We start from the raw sequence: 14,665 nt of genomic DNA, 5'->3' as shown, positions 1-14,665 counted from the left end.
TTAGTGAGATTTATTCCATCAATCAGCCCGCGTCTACCAGCTTTGGAACGATCAGTTTCGCCGGCAGACGACCTGATCGGTCTAACCTCGAAGATCTGGCTGGCGTGACCCCATGTATCCAAAACCTGGTAATGGCTGATAGTGTCAGATCCGGCTCACCGTGGCGTTGATCAATCGGAGTACCGCTCCTGTGACCATCGCACCAGATGCACCAGTTTCGTTTGGTTTCTCCCCAAAGCAAGGATGCGATCCTGCTCCGCCGCAACCATTCGTAGCGGTGAATTGAGGCCGCTCGAATATTCATGTCACTTTGAGTTTTGTTTTTGTGCCGCGCGATGGCGCAAGCTACACCTTCAATATCTGGACCCAAAAGCGAGCAGATCGTACAGATAGATCCAGGCGGTGTGGATGTTGTATCTGAAGAAGCAAGAAAGACGTTTCGATCGATCGGTTAAATTATTTTTTTGATGACTTGTTGGGAAAATATGAAATTAATTCCTACTTCCAAAAAATTTCTACTCGCTTTTTTGATCGCCTACGGTGGCGTTTTCTTATGGCTTAACGTATGGCATCGGATCGGGCATAGCTATGGAATGATGGGCTCTGAACCCATGCTGTCATGGCTCATGGGACAGTTATTATCCTGCTTCCAGTCTTGTTGGCGGTCTTGATCGGCACCGCTGCCGCGCAATGGTTGGGCAGGTTGTCCAACGGCGGGATGCCGCCGCTGGCACAAACTCGCTCTCGGTTGTGTTTGTGGGCGTTTTGTCCGCACTGGCTGTGGTTATGATCGAAAGCAATCCCAGCCTGCGGATCAGCCTTGGAAATGATTTCGCGCTTGGGGTCAGCATTTGCCGAACCATTAACCCCACCAGCTTTCAAATAGTGGATTCATTGTTCCGCAATTTTTTTCAGATTTTCAAGTTGCCCGTTTTATGTAATGCTGAAAGACGGCGTCAGCCTGTTTGCCGCCGCTATGGGGATCACGGTTTGATGCTCTCACTTCGAGCGAGATCGAAAAAATATTTGAGAGCAATGCGGAAGTAAAAACGGTCAAGGTGTCGGCTTCCGCTTCCATAAAAAATGTCAGAATTCTTCCTTCCGCTGTTGTTATATTTTCCATCATCATTGTTTTTGGCGGAAATTTATGATTAACCATATTCAATGCCGCAAGCGGCTGTACCGGCTGCAGTCTGCGGGTATGAACTGCCTCTGGTCATTTTGGCTGTTTTTTATCGCGCTGCGTACTTCCCGGCTGTTGCTTGGATCGTTATGACGAAACTACTTCCAAATTATTGGGAAGCGCGCTCGTTATCCATTGGGGCTTTGATCGGCATTGTTGCTTTAGGCTTGAGCGACGATCTTAAATATCTGGTCGGTACGCATCATCAGATCGGCGACAGGGGAATTATCCCAGCTCGGTCATTGGGGATGCCAATCGTTGCTTTCATGCTATAAATCTTGCGCTTCTCGGATTCGTTTATTTTCTTTTAAAAGGCGGCCTTTGGCCAGTTCAGCCCCACAGCATCTGCCATGGCAGGTTCCATACGCAAAGTTGGGACGTCAATTCACCCTCTCTCAGCCTTGCTGTTGTAATGATCCCGTCACTTCTCGGTTTGGCAAATGGCGCTTCGAGTTTTCGCTGCCCGTTCGTGTACTCCGCCGGGAGCGCCCCAGTAAGAACTTAATGTCTCGGCAATTGAGTGTCACCATGCGGCTTGGATCGTTTTGAGTTCACGATCCGAACGCGCACATGTATGTGCTCGACAGCGTTGCATCCCTGCGGTGCGTGCCCAGGCGCTTTGGGACCAAATGGACTTTCGATCGGCTTGCGCTGATGACCGATTCAGCCGCTGGCGATCCGCGCCAACTATGGGCGATTGTGTTGGTATTAATTTCACCAATAATGCCAGCGCCATGGTCGGTTCTGCAACCACGACCAATATATATGGCATGCACATTGATGGTCTGGCTTTTTCAGACCGACTCTTCAGGCGATGCCATCGGCAACAACCTCGTCGGCTGTTGCAAATGGCGGAACCATCACCCTATACCTATTGGATTCCTACCCAGCCCCCACCCTCGAGGGAGCGCACTATATTCATCCAGGACCGGGCAATCGCCAGGCCGTAGCGCACGGATTATTCGGCACATTCAATGTAGAACCGCCCGCCTCCATCTATCTCAACCCGACCACCGCAGCCTCAGCTATCCGGCTGGGAAGCGGACATTATTCCGGGAACGGCAGGGCAACTCGTGAGAATGTTCAGGTCTATCACGAGATCGGCAATGAAAATGACACCAACGTCCCGGTCGATATTACCGGCGGGACGCTGCCAATCATTGATCCTCTTACACATGCCTACCGTCCTGGTTCCCGCGCCATCAACTATCGCTCCGAACCTTTCATGGATCGTCTTGAGTATGCTCCCGAACAAAATCTGTCGTGTATGGTTCTATACTTTTGGCGATAAGACCAACGTCATCCCGTGTGGATATTTGGGCGACCCGACCAAGATCCGCCTGGTACATGGCGGCAGCCGAAGTATTCCATGTGTTCCATCTGCATGGCGGCGGTGTCCGCTGGCGTTTCAATCCTCCGGCGGACCCCATTATGATTATGGTCATACAGGTATCAAAAGTGGCCGGTTGATATCGAATCTCAATCGGCGCGCCTTGATTCTGCAATCCATGGGACCCGGCGAAGCGTTCAATCTGGAGATCGAAAATGGCGCGGGCGGCGGACAAATTAGGCGCAGGCGAATTCTCTTCCACCGCCATTGCCCATCACTATTTTGGCGGGATGTGGGGTTACTGGCGCGTGTTCGATACCCTGCGGCCTGACCTTGTGCCATTACCTGACCGAACCCGATGCCTGGCTGTTGATCTGTCGGGACTGATCGGCAGACCCATTAACGGTCAAACGATCAATGCTCGAAATCTCGATGCCTGGATCCGCCCGCAGCTCCCGACACAGGGCGTGACCAAGGATATTAACGTGCTTACGGGAGATACAGCCGATCATGACGCCTCCGTCTGGGATTGGACGGTTGATCCCGGGGACCGGCTGTATCTGGCGAACCGGATGGTTTATATACCATTCCAAGCGGACCACTGCTGGGTGACCCCGGCCGATTATGCCAATGTCGTGCCCGGCCGTCCCTCTGCGTTGATCGTTGATCAGCAGATATCCATGAATGGAGTTGACTTTAATAGCGGCGGTTATATTGGCGACAGACCAAAGATCCTGTTCAATCCGGACACGGGACGTCCAGCCTTCCCATTGCTGCGTCCGCACATTGGCAAACGCCCGCCTTTCTCTCCGAATGGTCACTCAGGAGCTCCATATCTTGGTGAGTTGGGAAACGCAGCTCCCGTACCTGTCATCCCGTTTGGCTCGACCAGTACAGAACCCATTGATCCGTGGGCGAATCGCTCTGATGCGATCTGTCCGGTCTGGCGCGGCGTTGCAAACCTTTAACATTGTCGGTATAGGAGTGCCGATCCAGATCACCAAGGCCGGCCAAACTGACTTGGGCGGGGCTCTCTTTGCTCTGGCTGAAGATAAAGATAACATGTATGCGGATATGGACCTGCGTGAATTGCTTGCCATTCGCGGGAACATCGGCGACTGTCTTGCGGTAACCTATGTGAGCGAACTCACGGATGGCGGCAATGAAGTTCCGTTCTCCAAATCCAACATTCATATCCACCATGTGCAATTTGATACGCAGGCATCTGATGGTGTGATCTCGGGTTTTTCGTTTGAGCAGTCCGTCCGCCCGTATAAGATCGTTGACCCGCAGTTGACCGATGCGGTAAATCCAGGTGATACAGTTTTGGCGCTAACCAATGTGACCAAGTTCCAGCCCGGTGTTTGGATCGGTATAGGTCTGGGCACGGATGGGATTGAGATCCGTCAGATCACTTCGATCAATACGCTGGCCTCAACCGTGACAATTAGTCAGCCGGTTAATAATTCCCATTCCATTAATGAATGGGCTGGCACAGAGTTCGTTCAATATCCCTGGCTTCCGCATGTCGAACTCGATAATGTATTCTTCCACGACCATGTCAACGGTGTTCATGGCTGGAGTCACGGCATGGTTGGACAGTTGGTGATCGAGCCTGAAGGCTCCACGTACCATGATCCAGTCACTGGTGCGCAGATCAAATCCGGCGCGATCGCGGATATTCATACGAATAATCCTTTGATCCCGGGCGTGATTGACGGCAGTTTCCGTGAGTTCGTGCTGTGGACGATCAACGATCACACACCGGTTGAGGCAACGCTTAACCTGCGCGCCGAGCCCTGGGCGGACCGCAGTCTCGACCCAGCCTTAAGGTTTAGTTCCAATAGTCCGCAGGGAGATCCGTTCACACCGATATTCCGCGCCTACGCCGGCGACCCGGTTGTGATCCGAAATATCAATGTTGGACAGGGTACCAATGTTTTGCGAATTGAAGGACATCGCACCTTCTGGGAGCCGCGCTTTACCAATGCCCTGGGTATCTCTTCCAGCCCGATCGATGCAATCCATTCGACTGTGTCTGAAAAATACACATTGGTTCTGGAAGGCGGTGCAGGCGGACCGAATCATATTCCCGGCGATTACATCTATCATGACGGGGAGAACCGCCGCTTTCCAAAGCGGGGCATGGGGCATTCTCCGCGTGCTACCCAGCGCGGTGGGGAACCTCCAGCCATTACCAGGTCTTGGCAGTATTCCCGCTCCAAAAGCGATCTGCCCCATTGGCGCGCCGCTCCATAACTTTAACATCAGCGCGGTTGAGTTGCCCACTACGGCGGCTGGCGGCGGTGACAAGGGTCGCTTGGCTGCCTTTGTCCCAACAACCGATGTCGCTGCTGTTTTGAATAAAACCAAGTTCCCTGAACCTCTGGTCCTGCACGTGGCAGCCGGGGAGTGCGTGAACGTAACCCTTACCAATCAACGCGCCACAGCCAGGGCATCATTCCACCTTGGCGGTTTACTGCGGGATATGAATTCCAGTGGTATTAACATTGGCTTTAACTCCGATCAAACCATGGCCCCGGGACAGACCCGCACCTACACTTATTATGCCGATACGCATAAACTTGAAAGTGTCATGATCTCTGATTTTGGCGGCGATAATTCCGGTTTTGACGGCCTGTATGGCGCCATGGTTGTCGCTCCGGCCGGCGCCACCTTTAAGAATTCCAACGGCTTCCTGACGGATAAGGGCGCGCTAGTTGACGTCTTCGTGCCCGGTCAGCCTCCCTACCGCGACTTTACCCTCATCCTGGCAGATCAGGACCCGGTCATTGGCCAGAATGAGATGCCTTATCCGGAAGATGTGAGCGGGCCCGCGCTGATCAATTATCGTCAGGTCCTGGGCCGTGTTGATAACGCGGATATGTTCAGCTCGTTAGTGAATGGAGACCCAACCACCCCCATCTTGAAGGCTTATGCCGGCGACCCGGTCAAGGTGCATGTTCTTGGCGCGCCAGGCAGTGAGCAGTTGCATGTCTTCAACTTGGGCGGTATGTCCTGGCCCGGTGATATGTACATCTACAACTCGAGTCAGTGGCAGAGCCGCGCGGTCGGTCCATGGGAAAAGATCGATATTAAAGTATCCGGCGGTGCTGGCGGCGTATCACAAGCGCCGGGTGATTACTTCTACGGCGATATTCGCCGCCCATTTACCCAGGCCGGCATGTGGGGCATCTTCAGGGTATTGCCCAATACATGTTCCACTGGCGGGGTGGCGGGAACGAGGTGTCTTATTCAGACTCCGCCCCCGAGCGTGACCAGTATCAGCCCGTCCACTGGACCGGTTGCCGGCGGCACATCGGTCACCATCAATGGATTCAATTTCAGCACGACCGGCACGGTCATTAAGTTTGGTGCGAATGCCGCGACGAATGTTTCCTGCACCAGCACTACAAGATGTGTCGCTACCAGCCCGGCTGGAACTGGTGTAGTTGATGTGACTGTGAATGTTTATGGGCAGGTCAGCGCTGTCAATAGCAATGATAGATTTACTTATGTGTCGCCTGTGCCTTCAGTGACCGGAATTACCCCCAACTCCGGCTCTGCAAATGGCGGCACAGTTGTTGCGATCTCGGGTACAAATTTTGATATAACACCCGGGGCAACCACCATTACATTCGGCGGCGATGCCGCCACGAACGTATCTTGCAGCAGTCTCACACTTTGTTCCGCCGAAACTCCATCCGCTTCTGTCGGTATTGTGGATGTGATCGTAACTGTTGCTGGTCAATCCAGCACTGCAAGTGTGGCTGATGAGTTCACTTATCTGGACACAACGCCGCCAACTGTAGTCTCGAGTACCCGCCTTAACGCTGACCCAACAGCGCTTGGCTCGGTCAGTTTTATTGTCACCTTCTCTGAGGCAGTAACTGGTGTTGATGAATTGGACTTCAATTTGAATCCCACAGTCACCGGCGCTTCGGTCACCAGCGTGACTGGGACAGGCGCAACCCGCACTGTTACTGTGAATACCGGAACTGGCAGTGGTACGCTGCGTTTGGACGTAACGGATGATGATAGCATTCTTGACTCGGGTGGCAATCTGTTGGGTGGGACAAATGTCGGTAACGGTAATTTTACCTCTGGTGAAAGTTATACGATCGATAAGGATGCTCCATCAGTAGTGTCGAGTGTGCGGATCAACCCGGTGACAGAGAACACGAACCAAGCCACAATTAGTTTCCAGGTTACCTTCTCAGAAGCGGTGACAAGTGTAGATTCTGCAGATTTCAGCTTGACTACTTCGGGAAGCATTGCTGGAGCTTCAGTCACCAGCGTGACAGGAACCGGGTCAATCTATACGATTGGTGTAAATAGCGGCACAGGTAATGGCACAATCCGATTGGATATTCTTAACACTGCAGCCATCGATGATGTGGTCGGAAATGCATTGGTCGGTCCGTATATTGCAGGCCAGGCCTTTACAATTGATAAGACCATTCCCTCAGTGACATCGATTGGGCGTGTTAATCTGAGCACCACCAACTTAAACTCAGTTGTATATACAGTGACGTTCTCAGAGTCGGTTGTGAATGTTGGGGGCGCAGATTTTGTTCTGACAACCAGCGGAGTTACGGGCGCTTCGATCTTTGGCGTGAGCGGCACAGGTACTACCCGTAATGTGACCGTGCTCACGGGCACTGGCAACGGCACGATCCGATTGGATGTTCGCAGCACAGCGACCATCAACGATGTGGTCGGCAATGCCTTTGTGGGTCCATACACCGCTGGTCCGTTATACGATGTGGATAAGACCATTCCCACTGTGACCTCGATCACGTGGGCGAATGCCAACCCGACGAATAGAAATTCGGTTGTATATACAGTAACGTTCTCTGAGGCGGTTCTGAATGCGGGTAGTTTGGATTTCATTCTGACGACTGGTGGCGGAGTGACAGGTGCTTCGATCTTCGGAGTGAGCGGCACAGGCACGACCCGGTCTGTGACGGTCCTCACGGGTACAGGCAATGGCACAATTCGATTGGATGTTCGTAACACCGCGACCATCAATGATGTGGCCGGTAATGCATTGGTCGGTCCGTATACTGCCGGACAGGTATTTGATGTGGATAAGACCATACCCACGGTGATGTCGATCACTCGCGTCAATCCAGGCACAACTAATCTGAATGCGGTTGTATATACAGTCACGTTCTCCGAGGCGGTTCTGAATGCGGGTAGTTTGGATTTCATTCTGACGACTGGGGGCGGAGTGACAGGTGCTTCGATCTTCGGAGTGAGCGGCACAGGCACGACCCGGTCTGTGACGGTTCTCACGGGCACAGGCAATGGCACGATTCGATTGGATGTGCGTAACACCGCGACCATCAATGATGTGGCCGGCAATGCCCTGGTGGGTCCGTATACAGCTGGTCAGGTGTTTGATGTGGATAAGACCATACCCACGGTGACGTCGATCACTCGCGTCAATCCAGGCACAACCAATCTGAATGCGGTTGTGTACACAGTCACGTTCTCCGAGGCGGTTTTGAATGCGGGTGGTTTGGATTTCATTCTGACGACTGGGGTGGAGTGACAGGTGCCTCGATCTTTGGTGTGAGCGGCACAGGTACGACGCGTAGTGTGACGGTCCTGACGGGCACAGGCAGCGGCACAATCCGATTGGATGTGCGTAACACCGCGACCATCAATGATGCGGCTGGCAATGCTGTGGTCGGTCCGTATATTGGAGGAGAGACCTACACAATAGTCAAACCTTAATAGTCTTGTAATAAGGGTAGTCCAAAAGAACAACAGATAACTAAAAAATAAGTCCAAATGTGCAAAAAACTGGCGGAGATCATCCCGCCAGTTTTCGCATGTTAAGCGCAATGCACACCAAGCCCTCACTCTCTATTCACTTTTTTAAGGTCAATAATGGATAACAAAAGTATGTCATGCTGAGGGGTGGTTTTCCCTGCACAGAACGCAGGGCGGTGTGCCATGAATCATCTTTACCAAGCCATATCCCAGACCTTCACCTGCACTGCAACACACCTGCCCTGGCGGGCGGTGCCAGGGAACGCAGCGCGGTGCAAGTGTCGGTCGATGAAAACCGCTCGTTCTGGGCGGCAAGATGGTGGTTTTTGCCCATCTCTATAGTTCACTTTATTTAGGAATTATCAGTACGTACCTTCAGACCAAGGTCTGATAACTAAAAGACCAAAGTTGGGCGGGGAGTTACTCCCTTTGCCCGTATTGCGTATGGGGGTTTGCAGATAATATATCTCAAACAAGACATGAATTGTCCAAAAATAAAGCCTGTCGGTTTATGTTGTTATTAATTTTTTAAATATAAGGTCAATTCAATTTCAGAACAAGGAGTCTGCCCATAAAAAAAATAATGAATTCCTTAATGATTTCAATCAACCCAAACTGTCTTTCAGATAAAAAGGATAAAAAAAATGAAAACAAGAATCTTTAATCGTATATTCCGTGTCTCGTACGGAAAGATCAAAATAGGATTACGCACATCCATGTTCGTCATGGTAATGTTGTCAATCCTCATGTCCAGCGTCGGTGTGGGCACTGCCCAGGTTTCCGCCGCCAATGTAGTCGGGCAGGGTTTCACGATTACACCCTCGGACCTGGCTTTCATTCTTAAACAGATCAAGATCGCTGAACGGCACTCCCGTGTGCTGGCAGGCATCGAGCCGGGTGTGCCCGCGAATCCGAATCCTTCAACGGATCCAGTCTACTGCCAATCCATGATCGGTCTTGGCGAGGATCAGATCGCGAGTCCTCTGCTCGCTTTTGGCCTCCGCACAGTGGATGGTATGTGTAATAACCTCCAGCCCGGTCAGGCTGCCTTTGGCGCGGCTGACCAGACCTTCCCGCGCCTGGCTACTCCTGAATTTAGAACCGCTGAAGATTCTAATGTCCCTGGAATTGGACCAGTCGGTCCTCCCGGACAGACCTCATACGAGCAAACATCCGGTTCGGTTGTCGATTCCGAGCCGCGCATGGTCAGCAACTTGATCGTGGATCAGACTTCTGCCAACCCGGCTGCGGTCGCAGCGGCTGGTTTCCCCGTTAGAAGCCAGGGAAACGAAGGCGTTGTTCCTTGTATCACAGAACCGACCACGCCTGGCGGCACTGACGGGTTGCCCTTGGGCTGTGTGCCTCAATATGGAACTCTCTTTATCCCGAACGTGACCACGGACGTTGGACTCTCCCCCCCATTCAATGGTCTGTTCACGATCTTTGGTCAGTTCTTTGATCACGGTTTGGACAAGATCACCAATGGTGGTAATGGCGTTGTATTCATCCCGCTTAAGTCGGATGATCCCCTGGTTGCCGGCGATGACCATATTTTTGGCAATGCGGATGACCTGCCGGCGAACCTGCGTTTCATGGTTTTGACGCGCGGCAGCATTGTGACTGGCGAGGATGGTTTCCGCAATTCTCCCAACACCGACACGCCCTTTATCGACCAGAGTCAGACCTATACATCTCACTCTTCACATCAAATCCTTCTGCGCGAATATATTAATAACACTGCGGGCAATCCTGTTTCAACAGGCAAGTTCCTCAGTTCGGCGGATGGCGGTCTGGCCAATTGGGCCATGATCAAGAATCAGGCTGCGGCATTGCTCGGGCTTCAGCTCGTGGACTCGAACGTTGGCAACATCCCGATGATCGCCTCCGATCCTTATGGCAATTTCATCCCGGGTCCTGCGCGCGGTCTCCCGCAGTATGTGACCGCCAGCGGTCTGGTTGAAGGTGATACCGCCAGCCCGGTGCTTATCCCGGCAGATGCGTTCTTTATCAATACCGCCTTCTTGAATGACATCGCTCATAGCGCCGCCCCCACAGCGGGCGGACCCGATGCTGATGGCGTTGCCGGCGGAAGTTTGGACACCACGATTCCCGCGGGTTCCTATGATGATGAACTGCTCGACTTGCACTTCATTTGCGGCGATGGCCGTTGTAACGAAAATATCGCCTTAAGCGCTGTGCATCAGGTCTTCCACTCTGAGCATGACCGGCTGGTCGATGACATTGAGAACATCCTGATTAATGACACAAGCGGTATCACAAACATTACCGATTGGCAGCTCGCGCTTGGCGCAAATGGCTGGAACGGCGAACGCCTCTTCCAGGCCGCCCGCTTCATCACCGAAATGCAATATCAGCACTTGGTGTTCGAAGAATTTGCCCGCAAAGTTCAGCCAGGCATCAACCCCTTCCAAATATTTGCATTCAATCAAACGGATGTTGATCCGGCCATCACTGCTGAATTTGCCCACGCGGTTTACCGCTTTGGCCATTCCATGCTGACCGAGGATATTGCCCGTATTAACGCGGATGGTTCGAGAAACGACATCGCTTTGTTTGACGGGTTCCTTAATCCCGCGGAATATTACGATGGCGGAACCGCCGGCCCGCTGACTTCGCAGGAAGCGGCTGGCTCCATCTTCATGGGCATGTCCGACCAGGTTGGTAATGAGATCGACGAGTTCGTCACCGATGTGCTTCGCAACCATCTGGTGGGTCTGCCTCTCGATTTGGCAGCCATCAATATGACCCGCGCCCGCAGTGAAGGCGTCCCTTCTCTGAACAACTTCCGCAAGCAGGTGTTTGCGGCAACCAATGACAGCCAGTTGACGCCTTATACAGACTGGGTGGATTTTGGACTTTCATTGAAGCACCCCGAGTCTTTGGTTAACTTTGTGGCTGCCTACGGCCAGCATCCCACAATTACAGTTGAGACCAGCATTGAAGGTAAACGCACCGCGGCTGACCAGATCGTGAACGGCACAGTTTTGCCCGGGCCGGATCTTACTTTTGGTGTTGACTGCGGCCTGGTTACCGCGACCCCGGAATGTGCTGATGATATCTTCCCGCCCGCAGACAGCGCTGACTTCATGTTCAGCACCGGCGCGTGGGCGAATGCCGGCTCCACATCCATCACCGGCATTGACGATATTGACCTGTGGATGGGCGGTCTGGCGGAACGCACGAACTTGTTCGGCGGTCTGTTGGGCAGCACCTTCAATTATGTGTTCGAAAAGCAGTTGACCGATCTGCAAAATGGCGACCGGCTCTACTACCTTGCCCGCACCTTGGGCATGAACCTGCGCACCCAGCTTGAAGGCAATTCCTTCTCCGAATTGGTGATGCGCAATACCAACGCGCACACCTTAAAGGCGGACCCGTTCGCAACAGCGGACTGCAAGTTTGAATTACAACGCCTGACCTTTGGCGCTGCCGGCGTCGTTAATGACGACCCGCTTTCAGAGTGCAATGAGAACGCGCTCTTGATCCGTATGGCCAACGGCACGATCCGTTACCGCACCGCCAACTCCGTTGACCCGGCCGGTATTAATGGCCAGGCTGTCTACAACGGTAAGGATGGGAATGTTGTTGATCGCATTTGGGGCGGCGTGGATAACGATACCTTCTGGGGCGGCGAAGGCAATGACATCATCGAAGGCAATGACGGCGGCGATATTGCCCTCGGCGGCGAAGGCAGCGACATTATCACCGACTCGCATGGCGATGATATTCACAAAGGCGGGCCTGGTAATGATGCGATCGACACCGGACCCGGCCTGGATATCGCCATGGGCGGCGATGGCAATGACTTCATGAATGGCGGCGAAAACGACGACGAGTTGCTTGCCGGCCAGGGCAATGACTTCGGCCTCGGCGGGGATGGAAGTGACGCTCTCGTCGGTGACGCTGGCGACGATTGGCTGCAAGGCGGCCCCATGCTCGACCTGTTGATTGGTGACAGCTCGACCTTCTTCTTCGATGACCATAATGTGCCAGGTCATGACGTGATGATCGGTCAGGGCGGCGATGATGACTACGATGCCGAAGGCGGCGACGATATCATGGTGGCCGGCCCCGGCCTCGAAAAGAACGCCGGCGCCTCCGGTTGGGACTGGGCCATTGGACTTGGCGATCCCCAGCCGCAGAATATGGATCTTCGCATCCGCATTCTCCCAGGCCCGCAGCCAGTGAACGAGATCATAGAACGCTTCAATGAAGTGGAAGCCCTCTCTGGTTGGAATTTGAATGACATTTTACGCGGCGACGATTTTGTCCCGGCCGATGTTACCGGCGCGGGTGTGGCAGGCTTTATTGGCTGCGATGCCCTGGATGCTGACGGCGTGGCGCGCATCAGCGGATTTGACTCGCTCATTCCGTCCTCCCTGCTTACCCGTGACCCGGCGCCTGTTATTGCCGCCTCCACCACACACTTCTGTATGTTGACCGGTAATGTCTGGGGCGAGGGCAACATCCTGCTCGGCGGTTCCGGCAGCGACCTGCTCGAAGGCCGCGGCGCGAATGACATCATTGACGGCGACAAATATGTTAATGTTCGCCTCAGTGTCCGCGATAATTTGGGCGTTGAGATCGGCAGCACTGACCTCATGGAACATGTGGCTGACTCAGGCAATTTCGGGCCTGGCACCGCTGCTATGAACCTGCAGCAGGCCGTCTTCGCTGGTCTCGTTGACGCTGGCAATATTGTTATCGTGCGCGAGATCCTCTCCAATCCCGGCCCGGGCGATATTGATACCGCGCTCTTCTCCGGGCCCAGCTCTGACTACACCATTACAGCCAACCCCGATGGCAGCGTGACAGTCGATCATACCGCAGCAATTGGCGGTGGTGGCGGGGGCGGTGGTGGCGGTGCAAATGACGGCATTGATACGCTTTGGAATATTGAACTGCTTGCGTTCACTGACGGCACCTTCCCCTCACCGGTCTCTTTGTGCAAGACCCTTGGTCTTGGCCACACCGGTTCCGGCAATGATATTACAGCCTCCCCGTCCAATTCATTCGGCTGTCCGCTCGGGCAATACATGCCCGGTGAGAATATCACACTAAGTGGTGCCGTGCCCGCAGCAGGTTTTGGCATCAGTGGTTGGACAGGTACAAGCAATGATGCCAGCACAGCCGGCACCAACTCTTTCGTGATGCCTACCGTCAATCATAGTGTCAGCGTCATTTATGTGGATGTGCCGCCCACTGTGACCTCGATCACGCGGATCAATGCGAATCCGACGAATAGGAACTCAGTTGTATATACAGTAACATTCTCTGAGTCTGTTCTGAATGTGGGTGGTTTGGATTTCAGTGTAACGACTACTGGTAGTGTTACTGGGGCCTCGATCTTTGGTGTGAGCGGCACGGGTACGACCCGTAATGTGACCGTGCTCACGGGTACTGGCAACGGCACGATCCGATTGGATGTTCGCAACACAGCGACCATCAACGATGTGGTCGGCAATGCCTTTGTGGGTCCATACACTGCTGGTCCAATATACGATGTGGACAAGACCGTCCCCACCGTGACCTCGATCTCGCGGGTGAATACGAACCCGACGAATAGGAACTCGGTTGTATATACAGTCACGTTCTCCGAGGCGGTTCTGAATGCGGGTAGTTTGGATTTCATTCTGACGACTGGTGGCGGAGTGACAGGTGCTTCGATCTTCGGAGTGAGCGGCACAGGCACGACCCGGTCTGTGACGGTTCTCACGGGCACAGGCAATGGCACGATTCGATTGGATGTGCGTAACACCGCGACCATCAATGATGTGGCCGGCAATGCCCTGGTGGGTCCGTATACAGCTGGTCAGGTGTTTGATGTAGATAAGACCCTACCCACGGTGACGTCGATCACTCGCGTCAATCCAGGCACAACCAATCTGAATGCGGTTGTGTACACAGTCACGTTCTCCGAGGCGGTTCTGAATGCGGGTGGTTTGGATTTCATTCTGACGACTGGTGGTGGAGTGACAGGTGCCTCGATCTTTGGTGTGAGCGGCACAGGTACGACCCGTAGTGTGACGGTCCTGACGGGCACAGGCAGCGGCACGATCCGATTGGATGTTCGCAATACCGCGACCATCAATGATGTGGCCGGCAATGCCTTGGTGGGTCCGTATACTGGAGGAGAGACCTACACAATAGTCAAACCTTAATGGTCATGTAACGAAACAGCCATTCGGCCGCTGGTCGGATGGCTGTTTTATGTTTAACATCTTGTGCTGTCAAACGAGGGTCTCTAAGGGGAAAACCGAGCTGAAAGCCAGGTTTTTTCAATGGACGGCATTTTTTCAATTTGATTTGCAGGTTGACACATACATCTATCCACAATCCGTATTACTGAA

At 53.3% G+C, this 14,665-nt stretch carries 11 protein-coding genes; 9 read left to right on the top strand and 2 right to left on the bottom strand.

Translation table 11 applies throughout. The features are described from left to right. Window positions 1-619: 619 nt before the first annotated feature. Window positions 620-790 carry a hypothetical protein gene (locus IPL17_RS04135; RefSeq protein ID WP_345305816.1) on the top strand — a complete coding sequence of 57 codons (171 nt, stop codon included), beginning with the start codon at window positions 620-622 and terminating at the stop codon, window positions 788-790. Window positions 791-919: 129 nt separating this feature from the next. Here the strand turns inward: IPL17_RS04135 and IPL17_RS04130 are convergent, their stop codons facing one another. Beyond that, window positions 920-1,159, bottom strand: coding sequence for a hypothetical protein (locus IPL17_RS04130; RefSeq protein ID WP_345305815.1), 240 nt, complete (start codon window positions 1,157-1,159; stop codon window positions 920-922). A gap of 5 nt (window positions 1,160-1,164) precedes the next feature. Between IPL17_RS04130 and IPL17_RS04125 the strand changes: the two genes are divergently transcribed. Further along, the gene (locus IPL17_RS04125) at window positions 1,165-1,458 is read left to right on the top strand and encodes a hypothetical protein (protein ID WP_345305814.1); all 294 of its coding nucleotides are present in this window, start codon (window positions 1,165-1,167) and stop codon (window positions 1,456-1,458) included. Between the two features lie 248 nt (window positions 1,459-1,706). On the opposite strand, the gene IPL17_RS04120 is transcribed toward IPL17_RS04125, so the two are convergent. Then, window positions 1,707-1,961, bottom strand: coding sequence for a hypothetical protein (locus tag IPL17_RS04120; RefSeq protein ID WP_345305813.1), 255 nt, complete (start codon window positions 1,959-1,961; stop codon window positions 1,707-1,709). 36 nt (window positions 1,962-1,997) lie between these two features. On the opposite strand from IPL17_RS04120, the gene IPL17_RS04115 reads away from it, so the two are divergent. From IPL17_RS04115 to IPL17_RS04085, 7 genes are all read left to right on the top strand, one after another. Further along, window positions 1,998-2,474 (top strand): hypothetical protein, encoded by a 477-nt coding sequence (locus IPL17_RS04115; protein WP_345305812.1) that lies wholly within the window; start codon window positions 1,998-2,000, stop codon window positions 2,472-2,474. Continuing rightward, the gene (locus tag IPL17_RS04110) at window positions 2,425-2,844 is read left to right on the top strand and encodes a hypothetical protein (protein WP_345305811.1); all 420 of its coding nucleotides are present in this window, start codon (window positions 2,425-2,427) and stop codon (window positions 2,842-2,844) included. Before IPL17_RS04115 ends, IPL17_RS04110 begins: the two co-directional genes overlap by 50 nt. Continuing rightward, on the top strand, window positions 2,729-3,481 hold the full coding sequence (locus tag IPL17_RS04105; protein WP_345305810.1) for a hypothetical protein: 753 nt from the start codon (window positions 2,729-2,731) through the stop codon (window positions 3,479-3,481). Before IPL17_RS04110 ends, IPL17_RS04105 begins: the two co-directional genes overlap by 116 nt. Next, a complete protein-coding gene (locus IPL17_RS04100; protein ID WP_345305809.1) occupies window positions 3,441-4,772 on the top strand; it encodes a hypothetical protein in 1,332 nt (443 codons plus the stop codon). Before IPL17_RS04105 ends, IPL17_RS04100 begins: the two co-directional genes overlap by 41 nt. Window positions 4,773-5,001: 229 nt before the next feature. Then, the gene (locus IPL17_RS04095; RefSeq protein ID WP_345305819.1) at window positions 5,002-8,070 is read left to right on the top strand and encodes an IPT/TIG domain-containing protein; all 3,069 of its coding nucleotides are present in this window, start codon (window positions 5,002-5,004) and stop codon (window positions 8,068-8,070) included. After that, window positions 8,067-8,255: a hypothetical protein gene (locus IPL17_RS04090; RefSeq protein WP_345305808.1), complete on the top strand. Its 189-nt coding sequence runs from the start codon at window positions 8,067-8,069 to the stop codon at window positions 8,253-8,255. Before IPL17_RS04095 ends, IPL17_RS04090 begins: the two co-directional genes overlap by 4 nt. A gap of 683 nt (window positions 8,256-8,938) precedes the next feature. Then, a complete protein-coding gene (locus IPL17_RS04085) occupies window positions 8,939-14,476 on the top strand; it encodes a peroxidase family protein (RefSeq protein WP_345305807.1) in 5,538 nt (1,845 codons plus the stop codon). The last annotated feature ends 189 nt before the right edge of the window (window positions 14,477-14,665 follow it).

Source organism: Candidatus Villigracilis saccharophilus (assembly GCF_016711665.1).
This window is presented reverse-complemented; position numbering and strand designations above follow the sequence as displayed.